Genomic DNA, 23904 nt, shown 5'->3' on the forward strand with positions numbered 1-23904 from the left:
GGTTCAGGACGAGAGGCTTACCCCGGTCAGCGCTTCTGATACCTCCCACAGTCGGCGCGCCTCGTCCATCTCGCGCAGCGGCTTCCACCATGCGACCTCTGCGGGCGGTCCGCTGATCAATCGTGTGGGACCGATGAACTGATCACCGCGCGACGCGCTGCCCACGGCTGCGATCAATCCTGGCTGCGCAGCACTGTCGACGGAGCCTGCAATGCCGACACGGGCAAGCATGCCGACCAATGTTCGACCCGCAGAGTCTTTCGTGCGCCCCAGACCTGGTTGGGCCGCAAGCAGATTCGTCGGCGAAACCCCAGGATGGGCCAGGTTGCTGGTGATCCCCCATCCACCGGCCCTGCTTCGCGCGTCGAGTTCGCGAGCGAACAGAGCCACCGCGATCTTCGACTGGCTGTAGGCCTTCATGACGTCGTAGGAGCGCTCCCAGTTCAGGTCGTCCCAGTTGATGGTCCCCGATCGCGCCGCGATGCTCGTCTGATGAGTGACGCGTGCCCTACCTGCCCGAAGAAGCGGGAGCAGACCGAGGGTGAGCGCGAAATGACCGAGATGGTTGGTACCGAATTGCAGCTCGAATCCGTCCTGGGTGACCTGCCGCTCGGGTGGCTGCATGACGCCGGCATTGTTGACGAGTACGTCGATCGCGCGTCCGTCCGAGACGAACTCGTCCACAAGCTCTGCAACGGAACTCGAAGAAGACAGGTCCAACGCCCTGGTGCTCACCTTCGCGCCCGGCACCGCGGAGCGAATACCCTCGGCCACCCGCTCGCCTTTGGCCGCTGAGCGTACCGGCATAACGACCTCTGCACCGGCGCGAGCGACCCGGGTTGCGATGACCTGCCCGATCCCGTCGCTGGCTCCCGTGACGACGACGAGCTTCCCGGTCAGGTCGGGGACGGATAAATCTGAGATACGGCTCATGTCCAGCTCCTCGGCTGCGGTGTCTGTGTGCGTACAGAATCCATGTTCGACGAACCTGCCGGGCGTATCCAGGACTTCCCGATCCACCGATAAGACCGACACCCTGCACCGAGTCAGGACAGGACCTGGGTTCCCACCACCGCGAGCAGTTCCAGCTTGGCGTGACTGTCGCTGCCAGGGACTGCTGTGTACACCAGCAGGCGATGCGCTTGCTCCGGATCGAGAAGGGTTTGACAGTTCAGCTGCAACATGCCCGCCGTCGGGTGCAGAAACCGCTTGGACTCAGGTGGCTGGACACCCACTTCGCGTTTGGCCCAGAGGATTCGGAATTCCTCGCTGACCTCGAGCAGCTCGGCGGACAGGCGTGCTGCTGTGGAGTCGGGTCCGCGACGAGTGACGATCTCGCGCAGCCCCGACGCATACGCCCGAGACAGCAGGGCACGCTCCTGCGCCGGATACGACTGCTGGGCAGCCGGGTCGGTGAACCAGCGATAGCCCAAACTCCGGTTCGGGCCGGTGCGCAACGACGCGTCGCCGGTCAGTGCCACCCCCAGTGGTGTTTGACGCAGCGTTTCTCCGAGTTCGGACAGGACTTCGGCAGGAGTGTCGTGCAGGCGATCCATGATGCGCAACAGGCCGGGGCTGACGTGTTCGCTCGACGCCCCACGCATGGGAGGAGTGTGACCGGCAAGCCTGAAAACGTAGTCGCGCTCGTCCAGCGACAGATGCAGGCCCTGCGCGATCGACGCGATCATCTGCGCCGACGGAGCAGGGCCCGTTCCCCGTTCGAGCCGCGCATAGTAGTCGGTCGACATGTGGCACAGTTCGGCGACTTCTTCACGACGAAGACCCTGAGTTCGCCTCCGCTGCCCTCTCGGAAGGCCGATGTCCTCGGGCTGCAGCGACTCACGCCGCTGCCGAAGAAATGCTGCCAACTCAGGACGATCGATCACGACGAACCTCCTCACCATCGAGCTCGGTCGATGCTGCCTCGATTGTGCCCTGTCCGTGATGACTATTGTCGAACGACAGCGCTCCCCCTGACCATCGTCACCGGCGGAAGCCGTGGGATCGGTGCCGCGGTGTCGCGGCGGCTTGGGCCGCAGCGACCTTGGGCAGCCCCGGCATGTACGTGCACGACGCGGCAGCCAAGCCGCCGTGGACACACTGCCCGTGGGACTATCCAAAGAGGTTGCAGCCCAATGAGGTTGCAACGCAGAGTATTCGCGGCAACGCCGTGGAACCGGGAATCATCGAGACCGACTTCCACCGGAACCGTCATCAGGGTGGCGGCGGCATGTGAGCGCGCCGGTGTGAACTATCGAGGTGCGAGGCGGTGCAGCTCGACCTCTTTCAGTTCGCCGTCCTCGGCCACAGCCGTCATGTACGTGCAGAACGGTTGTCGACGCCGGTCCGTCGGAGATCCCGGGTTGATCAGCCGTAGCCCGTTGTCTGCGAACGTATCCCACGGTATGTGACTGTGCCCGAACACGAGTACGTCCGTCTCCGGGTACGCGGCCGCCATGCGTCGTTCACGGCCGGCTGCGGCACCGGTCTCGTGCACCACGGTGAACCGAACCTCGCCGAGCACCACATCTGCGCGCTCGGGCATCAGTGCACGCAACTCGTCACCGTCGTTGTTCCCCCAACATGCGACCAGAGCGCGAGAACGCTGCGACAGGGCCTCGAACGTTTCGAGATCTACCCAGTCACCGGCATGGATGACCACGTCGGCATCATCGACGGCCGTCCAGACCTCGTCGGGGAGGTCACGTGCACGCTTCGGGACGTGAGTGTCGGCAATCAGCAGCAGTTTCACACCGTCGATTGTGCACTCGAGCAGCTTCACTCCGTCAACGAAAGTCCCTCGACTTGGATGCGACTCGCAGATCCATCAGCTGCAGATGGTCTGCTACCACGGTGACCGCCCCTTCCGCGTTCTGCACCTTGCCCCGGATCAGCAACGCTGGAGCGGTGATCGCCAGCTTGCGGTACTTGGCCCACAATCCGACCGAGCACACGACATTGACCATCCCGGTTTCGTCCTCGAGGTTGATGAAGGTGACACCTCCCGCGGTGGCCGGCCGCTGGCGATGTGTCACCGTCCCGCCCACGAGGACTCGGTCTCCATCGGGGATCCGAAGCAGCCGATTCGCGGGAACCACCCCGAGCGAATCGAGACGATCTCGAAAGAACTGAGTGGGATAGGAATTCGGTGATACCCCGGTTGCCCATACGTCGGCCGAGGCCAGATCGAGGTCTGTCATCCCCGGCAGTGCAGGCGCTTTCGTCGATGCGCCGATGCCGGGGAGCAAACCTGGCCGCTCTCCCGCCGCCGCGCCCGCAGCCCACAGTGCCTCCCGGCGAGTGATACCGAAGCAACCGAGTGCACCGGCCGTGGCCAGCGCTTCCGCCTGCGCCACCGACAATTCGACACGGCCCGTCAGATCCAGAAACGAGAGGTAGGGCCCGTGTGCTTCCCGCGCATCGACGATCTTCTGAGCCAGCGCCGTGCCGATGAACTTCACATCGGCCAGCCCCATGCGAATCTCGAGGCCGTTTCCCTCGAGATTCGCGTGACCGAGACTGGCGTTCACGTCGGCACCGTGAACGAGCACACCGTGTCGCCTGGCATCGGCGACCAGGGACTGCGGTGAGTAGAACCCCATCGGCTGGGCGCGTAACAAGCCCGCACAGAAAGCAGCCGGATGATGCAACTTGAACCACGACGAATAGAAGACCAGCGAGGCGAAACTCTGCGAATGGCTCTCGGGGAAGCCGAAATTGGCAAACGCCGAAAGCTTTTCGTAGATGCGGTCTGCTGCTGCACCGGTGATGCCGTGAAGATCGCGCATCCCGTCGTAGAATCGGCCCCGCAGCAACTCCATCTTCTCCGGCGATCGTTTCGATCCCATGGCGCGGCGCAATTGATCGGCGTCGGCGGCGCTGAAACCGGCGACATCGATGGCCATCTGCATCAGCTGTTCCTGGAACAGCGGCACTCCGAGCGTTCGATCCAGCGCCTTCTTGAGCGACGGATGATCGAAGGTCACCGGTTCGAGTCCGTTACGGCGCTTGATGTACGGGTGTACCGAACCACCCTGGATCGGACCTGGACGAATCAAGGCGACCTCGACGACCAGATCGTAGAAGTTGCGTGGTTTCAGTCGCGGCAGCGTGGCCATCTGCGCCCGCGACTCGACCTGGAACACCCCCACCGAATCGGCCCGTTGGAGCATCTCGTACACCTGCGGCTCGGACAGGTCGATCGAGGCGAGGTCGATGTCGATGCCTTTGTGTTCGGCGATCAGGTCCATCATGTAGTGCAGCGCCGAGAGCATACCGAGCCCGAGCATGTCGAACTTGACCAAACCCACTGCGGCACAATCATCTTTGTCCCACTGAAGCACACTTCGGTTCTCCATCGTTGCCCATTCGACCGGGCAGACGTCTGCGATCGGCCGATCGCAGATCACCATGCCGCCGGAGTGGATACCGAGATGACGTGGGAAGCCCTCGATCTGACGCGCGAGCTCGAGAACGGACTCGGGAATACCCTCGCCCTCGTGCTCACCGATCCCGGACCATCGGGTGACCTGTTTGCTCCACGCGTCCTGTTGCCCCTGCGAGAAGCCGAGCGCGCGGGCCATGTCTCGCACCGAGGACTTGCCGCGATAGGTGATGACATTGGCCACCTGAGCAGCATGAGTGCGGCCGTACTTGGCATAGACGTGCTGAATCGCCTCTTCTCGTCGATCCGACTCGATGTCTATGTCGATATCGGGAGGCCCGTCACGTTCGGGTGCGAGGAACCGCTCGAACAGCAGCTTGTTGGCCACCGGGTCGACATTGGTGATGCCGATGGCGTAGCAGACAGCGGAGTTCGCCGCGGAACCTCTCCCTTGGCAGAGGATGTCGTGTGTCTTGCAGAAATCGACAATGTCGTGGACGACCAGGAAGTAACCGGGGAACTCGAGCCGTTCGATGATGTCGAGTTCGTATTCGAGTTGGGAGTACGCCGCCGGATTCGCCGGTTGCGGGCCGTACCGACGGGCTGCGCCCTCGAACGTGAGCCGCCGTAGATAACTGATCTCGGTATGTCCGTCAGGCACCTCGAAGGGCGGCAGTCGCGGTGCGATCAACGTCAGATCGAACGAGCATTGCCGACCCAGTTCGACGGCACCGTGCACCGCTCCCGGGTAGTGCTCGAACAGTTCGGCCATCTCCGCCCCGGACCGAAGATGCGCGCCGCCCGTCGGTGCCAACCAACCGGCGGCCTCGTCCAGGCTGCTTCGCGCCCGCACCGCAGCCATTGCCATGGCCAATCTCCTACTACGCGGGGTCGCGTAGTGCGCGGCCGTGGTGGCGATCACCGGAAGGCCGAACTTGCGAGCCATGGTCGCCAGCGCGTCGTTGCACTCGTCGTCGTCCGCGATGCCGTGCCGGGTGAGTTCGACGGTGACGCGATCGGGGCCGAATCGGTCGACGAGAGTGCGCAGCGCGGCCTCGGCTGCCTCCGAACCTCCGCGCGAGAGCGCTCGCCGAACATGCCCCTTCCGGCAGCCCGTGAGAATCTGCCAGTGCCCGCCCGCTGCTTCGGTGAGATCGTCGATGTCGTACTGCGGCTTGCCTTTGACTCCACCGGCCAGGTGTGCGGCCGCTATTCGACGCGACAGCCGCCGATACCCTTCCTGGCCGCGAGCGAGCACCAGTAGATGAGTTCCGTCGGGGTCGGTCGACCCGGCCCTCGTTCGATCGGTGTCGAGTGAGAGTTCGGCACCGAATACGGTTCCGATGCCGAGGGCTCTGGCCGCCTCGGCGAAACGCACCACTCCGTAGAATCCGTCGTGATCGGTGATGGCAATGGATTCGAGGCCGAGGCGTACCGCTTCCTCGACCATCTCCTCGGGTTGTGAGGCACCATCGAGAAAACTGAACGCCGAGTGCGCATGCAGTTCTGCGTACGGCGTCACCGACTGCGCGGGCCTGTCGATGCTGCGCTCGTAGAGATCCCGTTTTCGTGACCAGGCCGGGCTGTCGCCCCCGTCGCCTTCGACCACCGGCTTGGGACGTCCGGACAGGACACGCTCCATCTCCGACCAGGTAGGTGGTCCGTCGTTCCATCCCATCGAGCCCTCCCCACACCGCATCGTCGCATGATCGAACATTTGTTCTAATGAGAGCACGGGGGTCCGACATCGATCAACTACAGTCGAGACGCCACTTACCACTTCCACAGAGCCGGAGCACCGTCGTGACCCGTTGGGCCTCGTTCGTCGCATTGCACAAACGATGGGTGCTGGCGATCGTCGTCGCCGTTGTCGCTGTCGGCGGCGCAGTGGGACTGAGTGTCTTCTCGAAACTGAGCGAGGGCGGCTACACCGACGCAGGCAGTGAATCGTCCGAGGTGGCACGGTTGGTACAGGGCATCGGCCAGCCGACCCCGGACATCGTCGCGATCTACACAGCACCCGAGGGCGAGTCGATCGACGACATCGGACCACAGGTGCAGGCGACCCTCGACACATTCAGCAGTCGGTACACCCTCGGCAACATCAGCTCCTACTGGACAGCAGACCCGGTCACCAAAGAATTTCTGGTCTCGAAAGACCGCACCAAAGCCCTGGCGACGATCTCCCTCGGAGCGAACTCGGGCGTCACGTTCAACACGTTCGGAGAACTCCCTCCCCAACTCGTCGTACCCGGTGTCGAATCGCAGTTCGCCGGCGCGTCCGTGGTGGGAGTCTCGCTCAGCCAAACCCTCGAAAGCGACCTGATCCGTTCCGAGATCATCGCCGTCCCCATTACCCTGCTGCTGCTGGTCTTCATCTTCGGCGGAGTGATCGCCGCGGCGGTCCCGGTGTTCGTCGGCATCCTGAGCGTGCTCAGCTCCCTGGCCATCCTGCGTGTACTGACCGAGTTCACCGACGTCAGCTCGTTTTCGGTCAACGTCGCCTCGTTGCTGGGGCTCGGCCTGGCGATCGACTACGGACTGTTCATCGTCAGTCGATTCCGCGAGGAACTACGCAGTGGGTCGACGACGATCGACGCAACCGTCCGGACCGTGTCCACTGCAGGCAAAACCGTCGTCTTCTCGGGTTTGCTGTTGATCTGCGCGTTCGCGGGCATGCTGGTATTCCCACAGGCGGTGATCCGATCACTCGGGTTCGGAGCCATGGCGGCAGTGGCGAGCGCGGCCGTCCTGTCCTTGACCGCAGTTCCCGCACTGCTCGCGATTCTCGGTACGCGCATCAACTCCTGGACCTGGTCACGCTCGGCGTCCGATCGCAGCGATGCCCGCGCACACAAGTTCTGGGGTGGCGTCGTCACGCGAGTGATGAAGCACCCGGGAATCGTCGCTACCGCCATCGTCGCCGGGCTGTTGATCCTCGCTGCCCCGATACGCGGGATCTCGCTGGGCGAGGTCGACTACACCGCGCTTCCGAAAGACAATGCGGCACGCATGGCATTCGAGACCCTCGGCACCGACTTCGAGTCGACCGGCGAGGGTGCCACTGTGGTTCTGCGCGGCCTGGACGGCGTCAAACCCCAGGGTGCACCCATCGCGGAACTGACCTCCGCCGTGGAGTCCACCCCTGGGATCGCCCGCGCCGAGTTCCTCGGCTCCAAAGACGATTTCGTGACGCTACAGGCGTCCTACAGTGAACCCACCGGTGGGCTGAGCGAGGCCGAATCTCAATCCGAGGCGGTGGCTGCACTGCGCTCGATCACCCCGCCGAACGGCACCGAGATTCTCGTCGGCGGTGCGCGTGCCAACATCGACGACGGCAACGCAGCAATCGCGAAATGGTTACCGGTGATGATCGCGATCATGGTCGTCTCGACGCTGGTGTTGCTGTTCCTCGCGTTCGGTTCTCTGGTGCTACCGATCAAAGCGGTACTCATGGCCGGTCTGAGCTTGGGCGCGACCTTCGGGGCACTGACCTGGGTGTTCCAGGACGGTCACGGCACCGGCTTGCTCGGAGTGACGCCAGGACCGCTGGAATCGACGTTCGTCGTTCTCATTCTCGCCGTCATCTTCGGCTTGTCGACCGATTACGAGGTGTTCCTGATGTCGCGCATGGTTGAGGCTCGCGCGGCCGGAGCGAGCACCGAGGAAGCCGTGATCTTCGGCGCTCAGCGAACCGGTCGTATCGTCACCGCAGCGGCGCTGATTCTGATCGTGGTCACCGGAGCGTTCACCATCTCGGGTCTGTCGATCATGAAATTCCTCGGCGTCGGCGTGATTCTGGCCCTGGTCATCGACGCCACCATCATTCGCATGCTGCTGGTTCCGTCGTTGGTCAAGCTCATGGGTGAGGCAAATTGGTGGGCACCGGCATGGATGAAGAAGGTGCACGAGAAAGCCGGTATCGGGCACTAGCACCGGAACTTACCTTGGAGTAAGGTCGGCTCGCATGGCGAACTTTATCGTGACCGGCGGTACCGGGTTTCTCGGAAAGAACGTCTTGTCTCGACTGCTCGAGCGCGATGCGAATGCCATGATCCACGTACTGGTGCGTTCACAGTCCGTTGCCCGCCTCGAGCGGTTGGCGAAAGAACTCGACGGCGGCGATCGTATTCGTCCCCTGATCGGCGACCTCACCGAACCCGAACTCGGGCTCTCCGAACTCCCGTCCGACATCGACCACATACTCCATCTCGGAGCCGTCTACGACCTGACGGCGGGTGACGAGCAAACACCGACCAATGTCGCCGGAACCGCCTCGGTGATCGACCTTGCCGACAAGACCGGTGCCCGTCTGCATCACATCTCCTCGATCGCCGTGGCAGGCGACTATCGAGGATCGTTCTCCGAGAACGATTTCGACCTCGGACAGGGATTCCCGACGGCGTATCACCGCACCAAGTTCGAATCCGAGAAGCTGGTCCGAGACAGCACGGTGGACTGGCGTGTCTACCGGCCCGCAGCGATCATCGGTCACTCCGAGACCGGGGCGATCGACAAGATCGACGGCCCGTACTACTTCTTTCCGTTCTTCGCGGAACTGGCCAAGCTACCGTCGATCGTGCCGATCACGGTGCCGAAGATGGGAGCCACCAACCTCGTTCCGGTGGACTACGTGGCCGAGGCCATCGTCGAACTCGTTCATCGAGACACTGCTCCCCACAGTGTGTTCCATTTGGTGAATCCGACTCCGCAGTCGATGGCCGAGGTGTATTCGGCATTCTCTTCGGCTGCCGGCTCCCGGGCGAAGATCGTCGACGTCCCCGGCGCGCTTGTCGCTCCTGTCGTTGCCCCCAAATCCAGGGCTGTCCGTAAGCAGCGCGACGCGGCCCTGCGCGACGTCGGTGTACCCCCGGTCATGCTCGAGCACCTGACCCTGCCGACAGTGTTCGACTCGGCGCTGACTCAGCAGGCGTTGCAGGGCAGCTCGATCACCCCACCTCCATTGCGTACGTATGCCGATCGGGTATGGACGTACTGGCGGGAGAATTTCGACCCCAAGCGAAATCGTCGAAACGACCCGCGCGGACCGCTGTTCGGCCGCCACATCATCGTCACCGGTGGCTCGTCGGGCATCGGCCGCGCCAGTGCCGAAGCGGCTGCACGCAAGGGCGCGGTGGTCATCCTTCTCGCACGCGGTCAGGATCAACTCGACGAGGTGGTCGAGCACATCCGCGAAGCGGGCGGCACTGCGTACGGCTATCCGTGCGATGTGACCGACAGCGAGTCGGTGGATCACACCGTGAAAACCATTCTGAGCGAACACGGTCACGTCGACATGCTGGTGAACAGCGCCGGCCGCTCCATCCGCCGGTCACTCTATCGATCGACCGATCGGCTGCACGACTACGAACGCACCATGGCCGTCAACTACTTCGGGGCAATCAGATTGATGCTTGCGCTGCTGCCACACATGCACGAACGTCAGTTCGGGCACGTGGTGAACATCTCCAGCGCTGCGGTTCTCGGACATCCACCTCGATTCTCCGCCTATGTGGCCAGCAAGGCCGCACTCGACGGATTCACCGATGTTGCTGCCGCCGAGACACTCTCGGATGGAATCACGTACACCACCATCCACATGCCCCTGGTGGACACTCCGATGATCACCCCGACGGGAGACAAGAACGTCGGCCCGGTGCTCTCACCCGAGAGGGCTGCCGCGATGGTGATCCGCGCGCTGAGCGACAAACCCAAACGAATCGACACGCCGCTGGGGACACTCGGGCAGTTCGGTGCCATCTTCGCCCCCAAGGGCAAAGACCGCACGATGCACCAGCACTACCGAAAGTTTCCCGAATCCGCTGCTGCCAAAGGCGAAGTGCCGGAATCCGTCGAAACCGGGAAGGTGCCCTACCGAGTTCGGTCGTACGACCCGAAGACACCGAGTGCCCGTATCGGCAAGGTTGTGCGCCGTATCGGCAGATTGGTTCCCGGCACCAGTTGGTGACGCGCGCGTCATGAGGCGACGGCCGTCCACAGAGTCCAGCGATCACGTTCTATCAACTCACCGGGGGCCAGGCGATCGCGTAGGTACTCGACCAACTTCGCGAGTTCGACGTCGGAGAGTTCGTGCAGGATCGAACGCCCGACCCTGCCGGCGATCTCGGTCAGGTACTGCTCGCGATCGGCATAGTGTCGACGAGTCTCCCAGAGTGGTTGCGTTGCAACCTCGCCGAAACCCGCCAGAGTCAAGGCGGTCGATACGGCCGCGAGGTCGTGTCGTCGTCTACCCTCGACGTCCGTCAATCGGGGAAACGCCTCGAAGAGATAGCCACGCGGGTTCGTAGGCGATCCTGCCCGGGTCGCGTCCTCGCTCGTCCGATCCTGAACGATCGCAACGCCGCCCGGCCGCAGCAACCGGAACGCCTCGGTCGCGAGCGCCGAGGCGTCGGGCAGATGATGAACGAGTGCGCGAGCGAACACGATGTCAGCACGACCGTCGGGTAGACCCGTGTGCTCGGCGGGTGCACGCTCGAAAACGATGTCCGCGGGCGATGATCCGCGGGCGGACTCCAAGATCGGTGCACTCGAATCGATGGCCGTGACATGCGCTCCCAGAGATCGCCATGCGCGAGCATAGGTACCTCCACCACACCCGAGATCGACGACGTGCGCGCCGGCCGGATCGACGATGGCGGTGATCGCGGCAACCCAGGAGGAGTCGGCCTCGCGGCCGGAATAGGTGTCGCCGTTGGCTGGATCTGCGAAGTCGATGGGCATACGAACAAGTACACCGGGCACAATTGCCCGACACCACCATTTAGTGTGGGACTACATGCTCGCATTGCACCTCAGGGCCGCCGACCTGGCGGACACGTCGTTGACCGTCTCGCCGCTGTTCGAGACGGTCCTGAGCCTGCGGGCGTGGACCTCGCCGGCCCGGCATCGTCTGCACGAACCGTGGCGTCGACGCGTCCTGCCGGCATGGAAGCACTGTGACACCGAGATGCTGACCGCATTGGTCTCCCCCGACGGGCGAATCCCGGACTTCATCGCTCCCAGACCGCCCAGCACATCACCTACGTTCGCCGACGAAATCGCGGTTGTCGGGGCGACACCGGCAACGGAGATGCGACGCGATATCGCCGCAGCCTTCTCCACAGACGTTCCGGCGGTCCTCGTCGGCCCGTCCCGCACCGTGCGCACGCGTGTCGTCCACGCGCTGTCTCGGTATTGGACGGCGTGCCTCGAACCCGACTGGGCCAGGATTCGAGCGGTTCTCGATGGCGATGTCGACTACCGAGCGCAGCAGCTCTCACACTTCGGGGCACGAAAGATGTTCGAGCAACTCGACTCTCGAGTTCGATGGGACGACGGCGTTTTGTGGGTCGATCGGCTCGAAAATCAGGTGTGGGTCGATGTCGAGGGACGTGGACTTCCGCTGATTCCGTCGGTCTTCGTGCACGGCGCTGTCACCCAGACGAGCCCGACGCGCGCCCCGTCCCTGGTGTACCCGGCCCGCGGACGAGGCGCTGTGTGGAACAGCGCACCCGAGACCCCCAGCCGAGCGCTGACGAATCTTCTCGGGCCCCAGCGCGCAACGATCCTCACCGCGCTGGACGTGCCGACCACCACCGGCACACTTGCGACCGCACTGGGAGTCTCACCCAGTGCGGCCAGTCAGCATCTTCGTGTGCTGCGAGAGGGAGCACTGGTGCGCCGTATCAGACAGGGACGGTCGGTGCTGTACGTACGCACGACGCTCGGGGAAGAGTTGGTCCGAGCGCAACAGTAGTGCTGCCGTGAGATTCAGTGCAGCAGAGCCTTGCCCCAGACCCGCAGGAATCCCTGACTCAGGTACGTCACAGTGCCGATGGCCAGCACCCATTTCGTGGTGCTGACGACCGTGGTAGCGCGGACGACGGTGTCGGTGATCTGTTCCCGGTTGTCCACCAACACCAATCCGACGATGTTCTCGATGTAGTCCCCTGCCGCGGAGACGACGGGCGCAACGGCCAACGCCGTCGTCGCCGTAGGGCTGAGCGGAGTCTTCGCCGCCAGGCTACGTGCGCCTGCCCTGAGTGCAACGGCATAGATAGCGGGATGGACGAAGTCGGGCAGATAGTGGCTGCGGAAGCGAGCGAGCTCGGTGTCGTCCATGCTCGCGAGTATCTGCCGATAACGCTGGGCTGACCACGCCGTTTGCACGGCAAGCACTTTCGGGGCCGAGGGGCCGAGCAGTCGGGCGATGTTGGCCTGGGATACCACGAACAGCGCCGACCATCCGAGCATTCTACGATCGAGCGCACTCAGTGACATGCCTGAAAATCCTAGTGCGTCAGAAACGAAAGAACTGCGGCCTCGAACGCCGAGTATCCGTCGCGATGGATACTGTGCCCGGTGCGGAACGCCTCGACGCGGCAGGTCGGAATCTCGGCGACCATCGCGTCGAGCCGATCCGGATCGACCATTCCGCCGGGACCACCGCGGAGGATCAACGTCGGAGCAGTGATGTCGGCCAACGACTTCCACCACTGCGGATTCGGCCGACGAAACTGATCCAGAGCAGTTGCCGTCATCGATCGGTCGAACGCGAGTACTGCGCGGGGATGAAGAACGACGCTGGTCGCTGCGTGCCAGAGTTCGGTGATCGACGGCATTCTGCCGGTCAGGGTCGGCGGAGCGTCCCCGGGCCGAATCGGTATCGGAAGTTCTTCGAGCACCAGACGGCGAACGAGCGTCGGGCGACGCTGCGCGAGCAGTGAGACTGCATATCCGCCCAGGGAATGCCCGACGAGATCGACCTCGGTGAGCGCGAGGTGGTCGACGAGGCCGAGCAGGTCGTCTCCGAAGGAATCGAACTCGTACGTGGGTGTGTGAGCGCTCTTGCCGTGCCCGCGCAGATCGACGGTGATGACGTGACGACCGTGGTCGGTCAGTGCTCGGACGAACCGATCCCAGGTACTGCTGTCCCCGCCCATGCCGTGCACCAGCATCACCGGCACCTGCGTCGCACTCCGGTGTTCCACCGGGGCGAACGAGTGATAGGCGATATCGACTCCATCGAGGTCGACCGTCTCCGACATCATCTGCATTGCATCGACGGTAGCGGTGTCGCTATTCGTAGATCCCCTCCACCCGCCATCGACCTTCGTCGAACACCAGCAGCAACGCTCTCTCGTCGTCGAGCACCACCTGTGCCCGCGCCGTCGGCCCCGTCGACGTGTGACCGCTGTCCCACCACCGCTCGTCCACCGGCCATGGCCCGGCCAGTCCCGTCAGTTCCCATTCCTTGGTTCCCCAGCGCAGCCGGGCCGGTGACGCGTCGAACACACCGCGGTCGGTGACGCCGACTCCCGTTCCCGTCCGGTTCATCAGCGTCACCGTAGGTCGGGTCTCTATCACTGCTGCCGGAGCAGGCTCGGGTAGCCGTCCCGGCCAGGGGTGGGACGGATCGGACATCGGCACCAACTCGTCTCCGAGTGGACGCAGCGTGATCCGCTCGGCCGGCCCCCGGCCACCGCTGAGAACACCACCCAGCACCGAGTCACCGCCGAGTAGACCTTGAACGCGCACCAACGCCCGACGCGCCCTCTCGTCGTCGTCGCCCACACTGCCCCACAGCCCCAGCTGCAGCTCTCCCGCTGCCACTACTTCTATGGGCTCGAGCCGCAGAACGGTGATCGCGGACGTCGGCTTGTTCTCGCTGCGCCCGGTGATCCAGCCGTCGAGTTGCCACCGCACACGATCGGCTGTGCCCTCCGGTGTCAACGGCTCGGCGCAGCGCCAGATCCGCGACAGATTCTCGCCGTTGCCGGTACTGGCATGCACCAGCAGACGAGTGCATGCAACGGCAGCGGCGGCGAGCTTGGTGTGCAACTGATCGGCCAACCCGCGCCCGGCGAATGCAGCGGCGTCGACCCGATCGATCGGTGGATCGCACAGATACTCCACATCGAGGTCCGGTGGTAGAGCCCGGGCCGACGGCGGACGTTCGGGCTCGCCTCGGGCACTACGATGCGCCAGCACCGCGTCGGTACCGAATCGCGACGCCACATCCCCCGGAGACAGTGCAGCGAAGTCGCCGACGGTCCGTAAACCCAAGCGCCGCAACAGGTCCACCAGCTCACCGCGGTCGGCAGCGGACATACTCGGCTCGGCCGAGAGTTCTGCCACCGGCAACGGCGCGAGAAAGCCTGCACCGCCACCACGCGGCACCACCTGTGCGTACCGCGCGGCGACGACCGCAGTGGACAACTCGTCTGCGATACCGATCTGACATTCCACACCGACAGCCGACGCTTGGTCCATCAACCGTTCCGCGGCCCGATGCTCGGTGCCGAAGTACCGGCCGACACCGCGGGCCGCGACAACCAACAAACCTGGCCGTAGTACTTCGACTCCCGGCGCGATGGCGGCGACAGCAGAGACCACGGGCTCGAACAGTCGCGCATCGCGATCGGTATCGGCCAGAGCAACGTGCACGTCCGGGCACCGTGCCTGCGCTTCTCTACGCCGTAGGCCACGTTTGATGCCCGATGCTCGTGCCGTCGCCGAGCAGGCAACCACTCGATTCGCCGAGGTGACGACCACCGGATGCGTTGCGGGGAGATCGGCCTGGGCAGCTGCTGCGACGGCAGGCCAATCGGGGCACCACAGCGCCAGAACACGACTGGAGCGGTCGATACTCATGTCGAGACCGCGATCGACAGTGGATTCTGTTCGCGCTCCTCGGTATGCCACTCGATGCGGCCGTTCTCCGAACGCAGGTCGAGTCGAACGGTGCGGGGCCGCATCGCCTTACCGCGGGCGCACACCGACAATCGGACGCCGCGGAGCCTGCCGCGCCCCAGCTCCCGGCCCGTCCCGAGTCCGTCGTATCCGTGCACCGATGCGTCCAGTCGCAGTTCTGCCCCGTCCCAGTGGCCATCGGTCACCAGCAGCGTCGAACCCTTGCTGCGCGCCCTGGCCACCACTGCCCTGGCCCGCGTGGGCGATACCGACAGGCCACCGAGACCGAGGACGACGAGGTCGACACCGTCGAGCAGGATTGCCGCCACTTCCACCGGGTCGGGGCCCGGATCGGGAATCAGGGCCAGCTTGCTCAACTGCGCGCCCATCTCCACCGCGGCCAGAATCCCGAACCGAGGCTGCCCGACAACGGCAACATGACCACCCGCACCGGTCACCGCGGCCACCAAACCGATGAGAAGCGAGCCGGCACCGGACACCGAGGCCACCGTTCCCCGTACCAGTCCGCCGTGCGGCAGCACCTCGATCAGCGCGGACGGCACCGGAAGAACCGGCCGCTGACGGACCGCACTCTCCGACGCTGTCGACGGCTCGGAATCGTCGAGTTCGGAGCGCGCGGGGGCCGCGTCGGAATTGTCGATGCGAACCGACGCTGTTTCACCGCGGGAGGGCACAGCGGCCATCCGACTACGCAGCAACGCCACGCGCTCCGGGAGCGACAACCCGTCGAGCGCATCCGGCGTGACAGAAGCTCCCGATACAGTCATGTCACTCCCCTTCGCGATGCGAGAAAATCGAGCCGAAACATCGGTGTTCGTCGAACGCGGGAAGTGGCGTATTCGAACACAGTTTCGATCTGCATCCAGTAAAGCTGCTCGGACGGCACCTCGTCAAGGCAGTGACGAAGCCCCTGGTGAAGGCTTCCGCTCAGCGGCCACGGGCACACCCGGTCATCGTCCACTAACCTGTGGACGTGACCGATCAGCAGCGTGTTCGACGGGGTGTCGGGCCCGACTATCTCCTGGCCGGCAGGTACCGCCTTGCCGGCAAGCTCGGCGGCGGCGGAATGGGTGCAGTATGGCTCGCCACCGACACACTTCTGCACCGCGAGGTGGCCGTCAAGCAGGTCACGTCCACTATCGAGCTGAGCCAACAGCAGGCCGTCGAGGTCCGCAACCGGGCGATGCGAGAGGGACGCATCGCAGCTCGCCTCTCCAGCCCACACACCATCGCGATGCACGACGTCGCCCTCGTCGACGGTGAGCCGTGGTTGATCATGGAATACCTGCCCTCGCGCAGTCTCGCGCAGGCACTCGGAACCACCGATTCACTACCTCCGTTCGAGATCGCCCAGATCGGGGCGCAGATCGCCGACGCGCTGACCGAGGCGCACGAGGCAGGAATTGTGCACCGCGACATCAAGCCGGGCAATATCCTGATCGCCGATCGCGGTAAAGATCTGGGCATCGTCAAGATCAGCGATTTCGGTATCTCCCGTGCCAAGGGAGACGTCGAAGAATCCGACGACAGCGTCATCACCGGGACGCCCGCATATTTCGCACCCGAGGTCGCCCGCGGACAAGATCCAACCGCAGCCAGCGACGTGTTCTCCCTCGGCGCAGCGCTGTACACCGCCATGGAAGGCAAACCGCCGTTCGACATCGATCACGATTCGATCGCACTGCTGCACCGAGTTGCCAAGGGGCAGATCATCGCTCCCACCCGCAGCGGAGATCTGACCGGCCCGCTGCTGCACATGCTGGAGCCAGATCCTGCTCGGCGTCCCACCATGGCGCAGGCCCGCGACGAGATCATTCTTGCCGCGATCAGCAAACGCGGCACCATAGCTCAGCTGCGCGGTGTGCCACTGACGTCGGCGGACGGAGTTGTTCCCGCCTGGGCCAGGCGATCGACACCGGTATCCGAATCTCGCCGTCCGTCGCGAGAATTCGGCAGCACCCTCGCTGGTCTACCCGCAGTACAACCCGGTGAGAGCCCGGCGAATCCGGTTCCGTCGACCTACTCGCCACCACCGTTCGATCTGCCCAAGAAGAAGAAGAATCCGATCGACGACGTCCTGATGCGGATCGAAGATGCCGTCGGTGACCGCACGTCGATTCCGTCGACCGCAATCCTCGCGGCACTCGTCCTCGTCGTCGTCATCGTTCTGATTCTGCTGATCGCCCTGCTGCTGTAACCGAGCCCTCAGCGTGCCTCGTGCACGATGATTGCGATCTGAACCCTGTTGCTGCACTCCAGTTTCGCGAGGATTCGTGAGACATAGGTCTTCACGGTCGCCACACTCATGTACAGGTCCGCACCGATCCACCCACAGCAATCATCTTCCGATCATCCGCGTACAGGCATCACCAGTGTCGTCAGCGCCCCGTCGACCGCGGAGCGCACCAGCATCGGCTGATCCGGTGCAGCGATATCGAACATCAGGTCCGGCCCCACCGCCGATGCCACGGCGGCGTGCAGAACGGCTGCATCGAAGAACACCGTCATCTCCGTCCCGGTCACCCGTGCGGGGACGGGAACGCCATCGACCGTCAGGCCGTGCGGGCCTGCCTCGATCCGAAGTGTGCCACCGCCCAGCGGGACGAGATCTCGATGCAGCACGACCCTCGTCGCGGTCGGAGCCAGCCCGTCCATGATCACCCGCCAGTCGGGGAAGTCGCCGTCGACGAGATCCACCTCGGCCCGTGCTCCGTCGGAGTCGATCACCATCGCGTCGTCGGTTGCTCTCAGCACGAGGGTGCCGGTTGCGGTCACCGTCTCGAGCGAGCCGACTGCTGCGATTCGAGACCAGGAGCCGCCGGACGAGCTCTGTGCCACCAGGCTGTGGGTGGACAGTCGATACCGATCCGTCGCGGTGAGGGTGACGCTGGTGCCGTCGACCTCGATCAGTACCCCGCGCAGCACCGGAAAGTCCTCGCTCGTCCCGGCGGCCGAGGACACCTGCCGCACCGCCGATGCGAACTCGGCTGCCGATACCGATGCTGTGCAGTATTTTTCGTCGAACAACCGTCGGATCACCACTGCGGACTCGGCGGCCGCGCGCGCGTGCGCGGCCAGGTCCTCGACGTGTCGATCCACGATCTCGACCGCCGCGGCTGCGTCACCGTCGAGGGCAGCGGCCACCTTGTCCAATGGCATGCCGATCTCGCGCAGTTGTCGAATGATGTTGGCGCGCTTCGATTGCGCTCGCGTGTAGTAGCGATAGCCGGACTTGGCATCGATGGACGTCGGGACGAGCAACCCACAGTCGTCGTAGAAGCGCAGGGCACTGGGGGTCAGCCCACTCGCGCGGGCGAACACACCGATGGTCACGAACTCTTCGTCCGAATCAGTCATGGTCAAATCCTGAGGCTTCGGGTTGGTCGAAGGTCAAGCGCGACCCGGATGCCTAGTCGATTCGACGCTTGTGCGCCCAGCGCGTCAACGCGTTCCTGTTGGACTGCTGAGTCTTTCGAAGCACATTCGATGCATGTGTCTCGACGGTCTTGACGGAGATGAACAGATCCTCGGCGATCTCGCGATAGGTGTATCCGCGGGCCAGCAACCGCAGCACCTCGAGTTCCCGGGGCGTCAACGAATCCAGCTCCGGATCCAGCGGCGGCTCCGGCACAGCACTGCGGCCGGTGAACGAATCGAGTACGAACCCGGCCAGGCGAGGGCTGAACACGGCATCTCCCCCGGCGACGCGTCGAACACCGTCGGCCAGTTCCGCACCCGAAATCGTCTTGGTGACATAGCCTCTGGCTCCGGCGCGGATGACGGCGATGACGTCCTCGGCCGCGTCGGACACACTCAGCGCGAGACACACCGGCCCCTCGGCAATCCTGTTCAGCACGGCCACGCCGCCGCCGTCGGGCATGTGCACATCGAGCAGAACCACATCGGGCTTGGTCGTGTCGATCCCCGAGACCGCTTCGGCGACGCCTCCGGCTTCTCCGACTACGTCGATATCTGCTTCGCGGCCGAGTTCGGCTCGCACGCCGGAACGGAACACCGCGTGATCGTCGACCAGGAAAACACGAAAGGGGTCGGTCACGTCGGCTGCTCCTGCTGGTTGGTCTCGGACGATTCGGTGGTGACGTTGTTTCCGGTGCGGGGCATGAAGATGCGAACTTCGGTTCCCTTGCCGACGGTAGACCGTACCTGCACTGTGCCGCCGCGGCGTTCGATGCGTCCCCGGATCGACTTGGTCAGTCCCTGCCGATCCTCCGGTATCTCGGATTCGTCGAATCCGGTTCCTCTGTCGCGGACGAAGATGCTGACCTGTTCGGCTTCGGTTTCGGCGAACAGATCGATGTTGGTCTCACCGGAGTGCTTGGCGGCGTTGACCAGCGCCTCACGTGTGGCTCCCAGAAGCGCGGTGAAACTCTCCCGGGACAAACCGGATCCGACGTCGTCGGGCAGCAGGTGCACGTCACCGACGGTGATGGGCCGGACGGTCACACCGTGCTGGTCTTCGACCTCACCGGAGATGGTCTTGAGGGCGTCGGCCAGGCTGGAGTTGTCGGTGTCGCCGCCGTCGAACAGCCACTTGCGGAGTTCGCGCTCCTGCCCGCGGGCGAGCCGCATCACCTCTTGTGGCCGATCGGACTGCTTCTGGATCAAGGCCAGCGTCTGCAACACCGAATCATGCAGGTGCGAGGCGATTTCTTCGCGCTCGTCGTTGCGGATGCGCGCAGCGCGCTCGGCACCGAGCGCCCGCCACATGCGCAACCAGATGGGTACCGTCAACAAGCCGACGCCGACGAGCGTGACCACCACCGCCAGCAGCGACGAACGCAGCGCGGCCAGGTCGACGCGGGCAAGGACCACCACTCCCAACCCGAGAACGATCAGCGTTGCTCCGCCGACGACCCTGGCCCAGCTCAGCACCGTCGGTCGCTCGGGCAGCCCCAGCGCCGAACGCGGTCCGTCGGAATCGAACTCGCGCCACACCAGGGCCGCGCCGACGACCACGACGAGGACGGGCACGATGACCGACGCGGCGGTGCCGCTGAGCAGCCAGGCAAGCCCCACGGCCAGACCGAGTCCGATGGCGGCCAACCCGAACGCCCGTTGGCGTTCGGCGGCGCTCGGGTGCGCCGTGTCGTCCCCGGCGGGGGTGAACATCCAGATCAGGCCGTAGGCGGCGATTCCGGCGCCGGCCGACGCTGCGAGCAGCGCGAAGGCCACTCGTACCTTGAACACGTCGACGCCGAGGTGGTCGGCGAGTCCGCCTGCGACGCCGCCGACGATACGTCCGCCGCCGCGGCGCAGGAAGGGAGCAGGAGCGGAGCCTGTCGGAGCGACCGAAGAAGCAGGAGCGGAGCCTGCCGAAGCGACCGAAGTAACAGAAGTTGCCGACGCGTCGCCGGCTGTGTGTGGTGTGGTGCTGGCGGCGTCAACGGGTGGATTGTCGACAGGGTGCACGCCTTCGATCCTGGCACGGCGGGGGTGGGTGCCGCATCAGGGTTCGCCCTGATGTTCGCTGTCTTGGTCGAGTTCGGGGGTGAACATCAGGGGTATCCCTGATGTGTTTCTCGATGCGGGCCACCACGATGGTTGTCATGAGCAACGTGACCGTCTCGGATCAACTACAGCAGATGTGGCGCACCCGTCCGCACCGCTTGCCGCAACGCGGGCATGTGGCGGGTGTCGCGGCCGGTATCGGCTATCGCTATGACGTCGACCCTGTTCTGATTCGGGTCGCCTTCGTCGTGTCCACCTTGTTCGGCGGTAGCGGCATCGTGCTGTATCTGGCGGCGTGGCTGGTGCTCAGCCGTGCCGGTGATACAGCGTCGGGTGCGGAGTCGTTGGTGGGGCGCGGCACCAGTTCCGATTCGACGACCAAGTTGGTGGTTGTGGCGGTGGCGTTGGTGATCGCGTTGTCGACGATCGGCCCGGTTGGCGTCGGTCTCGGCGGGTCGGGATTGATCAGTTTGGTGGCGATGTTCGGCGGACTGTGGTTGCTTCATCAGCGTTGTCCGGAGCCGCCGCCGTACATGCGGGCGGCAGAGTTCTCCGGTAACCGTTCTGCGCCGACGCCGTTCGGCCCGCACTCCACCTCGGCGGAGCAGTGGACGGCCGCGCAGTATCGGCCGCCGCAGTTTCAACACGAGCGCTATACCCCGTACACGACCCTGCCGACGAGCTATGTGCCCTCGCCGAAGACCACCGAGGAGCCCGCTACCGGGGACTCGGCTGCCGCGCACACGGTGAATCTGAACAAGACACCGGAGTCCGTCGAGACACCCTCTGCCACGCCCCCTTCGTGGGATCCGCTCGGCGTGGCACCGTTCGCCTGGGATCTTCCCGAGCCTGCCGGCAGCTCGCTGCCCGCGAAAGTCGCACGCAAGCGCCGGTCACGTTGGACGGCAAGCTTTCTCGGTTTGGCTCTGCTCGCGGCTGCCGTCACAGCGGCGGTCGGAGCGGCAAGCGGCGGAGACTGGGCGACGCCAGGCCGGGTCGGCGCTGTCTCTTTGGCGGTGATCGCGGTCGGTCTGGTGCTCGGCGCGTTTCTGCGCAAGGGTTACGGACTGTTGGTGGTCGCCGCGCCCTTGGCCGGGTTCGTCCTTCTGGCATCGGCGATCGGGCCGACGGATCTGGAGAACAGAACCTCGGGAACTCAACGGGTCGCCCCGCTCACCGTTGCCGATCTCGATACCTCGTACAGAGTCGGGGCCGGTGAGCTCGATCTCGACCTCACGGGCCTCGATCTCACCGAAAGCCGCCGCGTCGAGATAGATGTGATGTTCGGTCAGGCCGTGGTGACGGTACCGGATTCGATGAACGTGAACGTGGAGTGCGAGGCGGCGTTGGGTACCTGCCCCACGGACACGCGGTTCGGTCCGGGAGCCGGCACCGATGCTCCGGTATTGACGGTCGTAGGAGATCTGGCACTCGGCGAGCTGAAAGTGGAGCCCCAGAGATGAAGAAGAACAAGTTCGACGGTATCGGCCACGACTACGGTGACAGCGACTCCGACACCGAGGAACGCAACGCGAGCAGACGCGGCCCGTCGGCGCTGCTGCTTCTCGCCGGCCTGGCCGCCCTGGTCGTCTCGATTGCGGCCCTCGTCGGTCAGGACGCCGTCACGGCGCTGGGCAACGTGCAGTTTCGTTGGCTGTTCGTGATCGTCGCGGTCGTCGTCGGAGTCGTGCTGCTACTGGGCCCCAGCAGAAAGAACTGACCGCGTCACTCCCACTCGATGGTGCCCGGCGGCTTGCTCGTCACGTCGAGAACGACTCGGTTGACCTCCGGAACCTCGTTGGTCACCCGAGTCGAGATCGTTTCCAGCACGTCGTACGGCAGTCGGGTCCAGTCCGCGGTCATCGCGTCCTCGCTCGACACCGGACGCAGCACGATCGGGTGGCCGTAGGTGCGTCCGTCGCCCTGTACCCCGACGCTGCGTACATCGGCCAGCAGCACCACGGGGCACTGCCAGATCTGCTGATCCAGCCCGGCGACCGTCAGTTCTTCTCGGACGATCGAATCGGCGTGACGCAGCGTGTTCAGACGATCGCGGGTGATCTCTCCGACGATGCGAATTGCGAGCCCGGGGCCGGGGAACGGCTGCCGTCCGACGATCTCCTCGGGCAGTCCGAGTTCGCGGCCGACCGCCCGCACCTCGTCCTTGAACAGGGCGCGCAGTGGCTCGACCAAGGCGAACTGCAGATCGTCCGGAAGGCCTCCGACGTTGTGGTGACTCTTGATGTTCGCGGTACCCGATCCGCCACCGGACTCGACGACATCCGGGTACAACGTGCCCTGCACCAGGAACTCGACGGCATCGCCGTGCTCGGCATTCTCGCCGAGCACCTCGGACACGGCACCCTCGAAGCTCCGGATGAACTCACGGCCGATGATCTTGCGCTTCTCCTCGGGATCGGACACACCCTCGAGTGCTCCGAGGAAGGTGTCGACGGCATCGACGGTGACGAGCTTGGCTCCGGTCGCGGCGACGAAGTCCTGCTGCACCTGCTCACGTTCGCCTGCACGCAACAATCCGTGATCGACGAACACACAGGTCAACCGATCTCCGATCGCCCGCTGCACCAGTGCCGCGGCGACGGCGGAGTCGACACCCCCGGACAGACCGCAGATGGCCTTTCCTGTAGGTCCGACCTGCTCCTGCACCGCGTCGACCAACGCGTCGGCGATGTTGGCGGCAGTCCAATCGGGGGCGATACCTGCCGTCTCGTGCAGGAACCGGCTGAGCACCTGCTGTCCGTGCGGCGAGTGCAGAACCTCGGGGTGGTACTGCACTCCGGCCATGCGCTTGCCCTCGTTCTCGAAGGCTGCAACCGGCGCACCGGCACTGGTGGCGGTGACGCTGAAGCCCTCGGGAGCGGCGGTGACGGCATCGCCGTGACTCATCCATACCGGCTGCGTCGTAGGCAGACCGTCGTGCAGCCGACCGCCGTCGACGCTGAGCTGGGTACGGCCGTACTCACGCGTTCCGGTGTGCTCGACGGTTCCGCCGAGGGCCTGGGCCATGGCCTGGAATCCGTAGCAGATGCCGAACACCGGGATCCCGAGGTCGAGGAGCGCCGAATCGAGCTCGGGAGCACCCTCGGCGTAGACGCTGGAGGGCCCACCCGAGAGCACCAGCGCAACCGGATCCTTGGCCGCGATCTCTTCGGCGGTCGCGGTATGCGAGATCACCTCGGAGTAGACGTTGGCCTCGCGCACACGGCGGGCGATCAACTGCGCGTACTGGGCTCCGAAATCTACAACGAGAACCGGGCGTGCGTGTGCGGGATCGTGTATCGAGTCGGTCACCGGGTCAGTCTAGTGGGACTGCTCCA

At 64.7% G+C, this 23904-nt stretch carries 20 protein-coding genes; 6 read left to right on the forward strand and 14 right to left on the reverse strand.

Features of this window, described 5'->3' with window-relative positions:
- Nucleotides 1–3: 3 nt before the first annotated feature.
- The 4 genes from ACOQFP_RS23355 to ACOQFP_RS23370 all read right to left on the reverse strand — a co-directional run bounded on the left by ACOQFP_RS23355 (nt 4) and on the right by ACOQFP_RS23370 (nt 6062).
- Nucleotides 4–933 (reverse strand): SDR family oxidoreductase, encoded by a 930-nt coding sequence (locus tag ACOQFP_RS23355; protein ID WP_421585700.1) that lies wholly within the window; start codon nt 931–933, stop codon nt 4–6.
- 113 nt (nt 934–1046) lie between these two features.
- The gene (locus ACOQFP_RS23360) at nt 1047–1886 is read right to left on the reverse strand and encodes a helix-turn-helix transcriptional regulator (protein ID WP_341244371.1); all 840 of its coding nucleotides are present in this window, start codon (nt 1884–1886) and stop codon (nt 1047–1049) included.
- A gap of 365 nt (nt 1887–2251) precedes the next feature.
- Nucleotides 2252–2752 (reverse strand): metallophosphoesterase family protein, encoded by a 501-nt coding sequence (locus ACOQFP_RS23365; RefSeq protein WP_421585701.1) that lies wholly within the window; start codon nt 2750–2752, stop codon nt 2252–2254.
- A 34-nt stretch (nt 2753–2786) separates the two neighbouring features.
- Nucleotides 2787–6062 (reverse strand): error-prone DNA polymerase, encoded by a 3276-nt coding sequence (locus tag ACOQFP_RS23370; RefSeq protein ID WP_421585702.1) that lies wholly within the window; start codon nt 6060–6062, stop codon nt 2787–2789.
- A gap of 125 nt (nt 6063–6187) precedes the next feature.
- Between ACOQFP_RS23370 and ACOQFP_RS23375 the strand changes: the two genes are divergently transcribed.
- Together ACOQFP_RS23375 and ACOQFP_RS23380 are read left to right on the forward strand one after the other, a co-directional pair.
- On the forward strand, nt 6188–8317 hold the full coding sequence (locus ACOQFP_RS23375; RefSeq protein WP_421585703.1) for an MMPL family transporter: 2130 nt from the start codon (nt 6188–6190) through the stop codon (nt 8315–8317).
- 34 nt (nt 8318–8351) lie between these two features.
- Nucleotides 8352–10352 (forward strand): SDR family oxidoreductase, encoded by a 2001-nt coding sequence (locus ACOQFP_RS23380; protein ID WP_421585704.1) that lies wholly within the window; start codon nt 8352–8354, stop codon nt 10350–10352.
- Nucleotides 10353–10360: 8 nt separating this feature from the next.
- On the opposite strand, the gene ACOQFP_RS23385 is transcribed toward ACOQFP_RS23380, so the two are convergent.
- Nucleotides 10361–11125 (reverse strand): class I SAM-dependent methyltransferase, encoded by a 765-nt coding sequence (locus ACOQFP_RS23385; RefSeq protein ID WP_421585705.1) that lies wholly within the window; start codon nt 11123–11125, stop codon nt 10361–10363.
- Nucleotides 11126–11180: 55 nt separating this feature from the next.
- Here ACOQFP_RS23385 and ACOQFP_RS23390 point away from each other — a divergent pair, with 55 nt between their 5' ends.
- Nucleotides 11181–12140, forward strand: a complete 960-nt coding sequence (locus tag ACOQFP_RS23390) for an ArsR/SmtB family transcription factor (RefSeq protein WP_421585706.1) — start codon at nt 11181–11183, stop codon at nt 12138–12140.
- A gap of 14 nt (nt 12141–12154) precedes the next feature.
- On the opposite strand, the gene ACOQFP_RS23395 is transcribed toward ACOQFP_RS23390, so the two are convergent.
- From ACOQFP_RS23395 to ACOQFP_RS23410, 4 genes are read right to left on the reverse strand one after another with little or no spacing between them, the layout of a single operon-like run.
- Nucleotides 12155–12664 (reverse strand): hypothetical protein, encoded by a 510-nt coding sequence (locus tag ACOQFP_RS23395; RefSeq protein ID WP_421585707.1) that lies wholly within the window; start codon nt 12662–12664, stop codon nt 12155–12157.
- 11 nt (nt 12665–12675) lie between these two features.
- A complete protein-coding gene (locus ACOQFP_RS23400; protein WP_374222411.1) occupies nt 12676–13440 on the reverse strand; it encodes an alpha/beta fold hydrolase in 765 nt (254 codons plus the stop codon).
- 22 nt (nt 13441–13462) lie between these two features.
- A complete protein-coding gene (locus ACOQFP_RS23405) occupies nt 13463–15037 on the reverse strand; it encodes a DNA polymerase Y family protein (RefSeq protein WP_206491780.1) in 1575 nt (524 codons plus the stop codon).
- A complete protein-coding gene (locus ACOQFP_RS23410; protein ID WP_421585708.1) occupies nt 15034–15864 on the reverse strand; it encodes a hypothetical protein in 831 nt (276 codons plus the stop codon). Before ACOQFP_RS23410 ends, ACOQFP_RS23405 begins: the two co-directional genes overlap by 4 nt.
- 200 nt (nt 15865–16064) lie before the next feature.
- Between ACOQFP_RS23410 and ACOQFP_RS23415 the strand changes: the two genes are divergently transcribed.
- Entirely contained in the window at nt 16065–17294 is a 1230-nt protein-coding gene (locus ACOQFP_RS23415; protein ID WP_206491784.1) for a serine/threonine-protein kinase, read from the forward strand.
- Between the two features lie 8 nt (nt 17295–17302).
- Here the strand turns inward: ACOQFP_RS23415 and ACOQFP_RS23420 are convergent, their stop codons facing one another.
- Genes ACOQFP_RS23420 through ACOQFP_RS23435 form a run of 4 tightly spaced genes read right to left on the reverse strand, consistent with a single transcriptional unit; the run spans nt 17303 to nt 20527 of the window.
- Nucleotides 17303–17422 carry a LuxR C-terminal-related transcriptional regulator gene (locus ACOQFP_RS23420; RefSeq protein ID WP_421585764.1) on the reverse strand — a complete coding sequence of 40 codons (120 nt, stop codon included), beginning with the start codon at nt 17420–17422 and terminating at the stop codon, nt 17303–17305.
- Between the two features lie 24 nt (nt 17423–17446).
- Nucleotides 17447–18454: a MerR family transcriptional regulator gene (locus ACOQFP_RS23425; RefSeq protein ID WP_421585709.1), complete on the reverse strand. Its 1008-nt coding sequence runs from the start codon at nt 18452–18454 to the stop codon at nt 17447–17449.
- Nucleotides 18455–18506: 52 nt separating this feature from the next.
- Nucleotides 18507–19154 (reverse strand): response regulator, encoded by a 648-nt coding sequence (locus ACOQFP_RS23430; RefSeq protein ID WP_206491790.1) that lies wholly within the window; start codon nt 19152–19154, stop codon nt 18507–18509.
- Nucleotides 19151–20527 (reverse strand): sensor histidine kinase, encoded by a 1377-nt coding sequence (locus tag ACOQFP_RS23435; RefSeq protein ID WP_421585710.1) that lies wholly within the window; start codon nt 20525–20527, stop codon nt 19151–19153. The genes ACOQFP_RS23430 and ACOQFP_RS23435 overlap by 4 nt, the downstream gene beginning before the upstream one ends.
- Nucleotides 20528–20664: 137 nt before the next feature.
- On the opposite strand from ACOQFP_RS23435, the gene ACOQFP_RS23440 reads away from it, so the two are divergent.
- Nucleotides 20665–22029 carry a PspC domain-containing protein gene (locus tag ACOQFP_RS23440; protein WP_421585711.1) on the forward strand — a complete coding sequence of 455 codons (1365 nt, stop codon included), beginning with the start codon at nt 20665–20667 and terminating at the stop codon, nt 22027–22029.
- A complete protein-coding gene (locus tag ACOQFP_RS23445) occupies nt 22026–22286 on the forward strand; it encodes a hypothetical protein (RefSeq protein WP_206491796.1) in 261 nt (86 codons plus the stop codon). The genes ACOQFP_RS23440 and ACOQFP_RS23445 overlap by 4 nt, the downstream gene beginning before the upstream one ends.
- Nucleotides 22287–22291: 5 nt before the next feature.
- On the opposite strand, the gene guaA is transcribed toward ACOQFP_RS23445, so the two are convergent.
- Entirely contained in the window at nt 22292–23878 is a 1587-nt protein-coding gene (gene guaA, locus ACOQFP_RS23450; RefSeq protein WP_307830896.1) for a glutamine-hydrolyzing GMP synthase, read from the reverse strand.
- Nucleotides 23879–23904: the final 26 nt, after the last annotated feature.

Source organism: Rhodococcus sp. MALMAid1271 (genome assembly GCF_049195265.1).
Classification (GTDB): domain Bacteria; phylum Actinomycetota; class Actinomycetes; order Mycobacteriales; family Mycobacteriaceae; genus Rhodococcoides.

What these genes read in the sequence shown, in the direction of transcription:
- ACOQFP_RS23405 (WP_206491780.1), bottom strand. Translation starts at nt 15,037, where the DNA reads ATGAGTATCGACCGCTCCAGTCGTGTTCTGGCGCTGTGGTGCCCCGAT.
- ACOQFP_RS23355 (WP_421585700.1), bottom strand. Translation starts at nt 933, where the DNA reads ATGAGCCGTATCTCAGATTTATCCGTCCCCGACCTGACCGGGAAGCTC.
- ACOQFP_RS23425 (WP_421585709.1), bottom strand. Translation starts at nt 18,454, where the DNA reads ATGACTGATTCGGACGAAGAGTTCGTGACCATCGGTGTGTTCGCCCGC.
- ACOQFP_RS23370 (WP_421585702.1), bottom strand. Translation starts at nt 6,062, where the DNA reads ATGGGATGGAACGACGGACCACCTACCTGGTCGGAGATGGAGCGTGTC.
- ACOQFP_RS23445 (WP_206491796.1), top strand. Translation starts at nt 22,026, where the DNA reads ATGAAGAAGAACAAGTTCGACGGTATCGGCCACGACTACGGTGACAGC.
- ACOQFP_RS23440 (WP_421585711.1), top strand. Translation starts at nt 20,665, where the DNA reads ATGAGCAACGTGACCGTCTCGGATCAACTACAGCAGATGTGGCGCACC.
- ACOQFP_RS23385 (WP_421585705.1), bottom strand. Translation starts at nt 11,125, where the DNA reads ATGCCCATCGACTTCGCAGATCCAGCCAACGGCGACACCTATTCCGGC.
- ACOQFP_RS23390 (WP_421585706.1), top strand. Translation starts at nt 11,181, where the DNA reads ATGCTCGCATTGCACCTCAGGGCCGCCGACCTGGCGGACACGTCGTTG.
- ACOQFP_RS23410 (WP_421585708.1), bottom strand. Translation starts at nt 15,864, where the DNA reads ATGACTGTATCGGGAGCTTCTGTCACGCCGGATGCGCTCGACGGGTTG.
- ACOQFP_RS23400 (WP_374222411.1), bottom strand. Translation starts at nt 13,440, where the DNA reads ATGCAGATGATGTCGGAGACGGTCGACCTCGATGGAGTCGATATCGCC.
- ACOQFP_RS23395 (WP_421585707.1), bottom strand. Translation starts at nt 12,664, where the DNA reads ATGTCACTGAGTGCGCTCGATCGTAGAATGCTCGGATGGTCGGCGCTG.
- ACOQFP_RS23380 (WP_421585704.1), top strand. Translation starts at nt 8,352, where the DNA reads ATGGCGAACTTTATCGTGACCGGCGGTACCGGGTTTCTCGGAAAGAAC.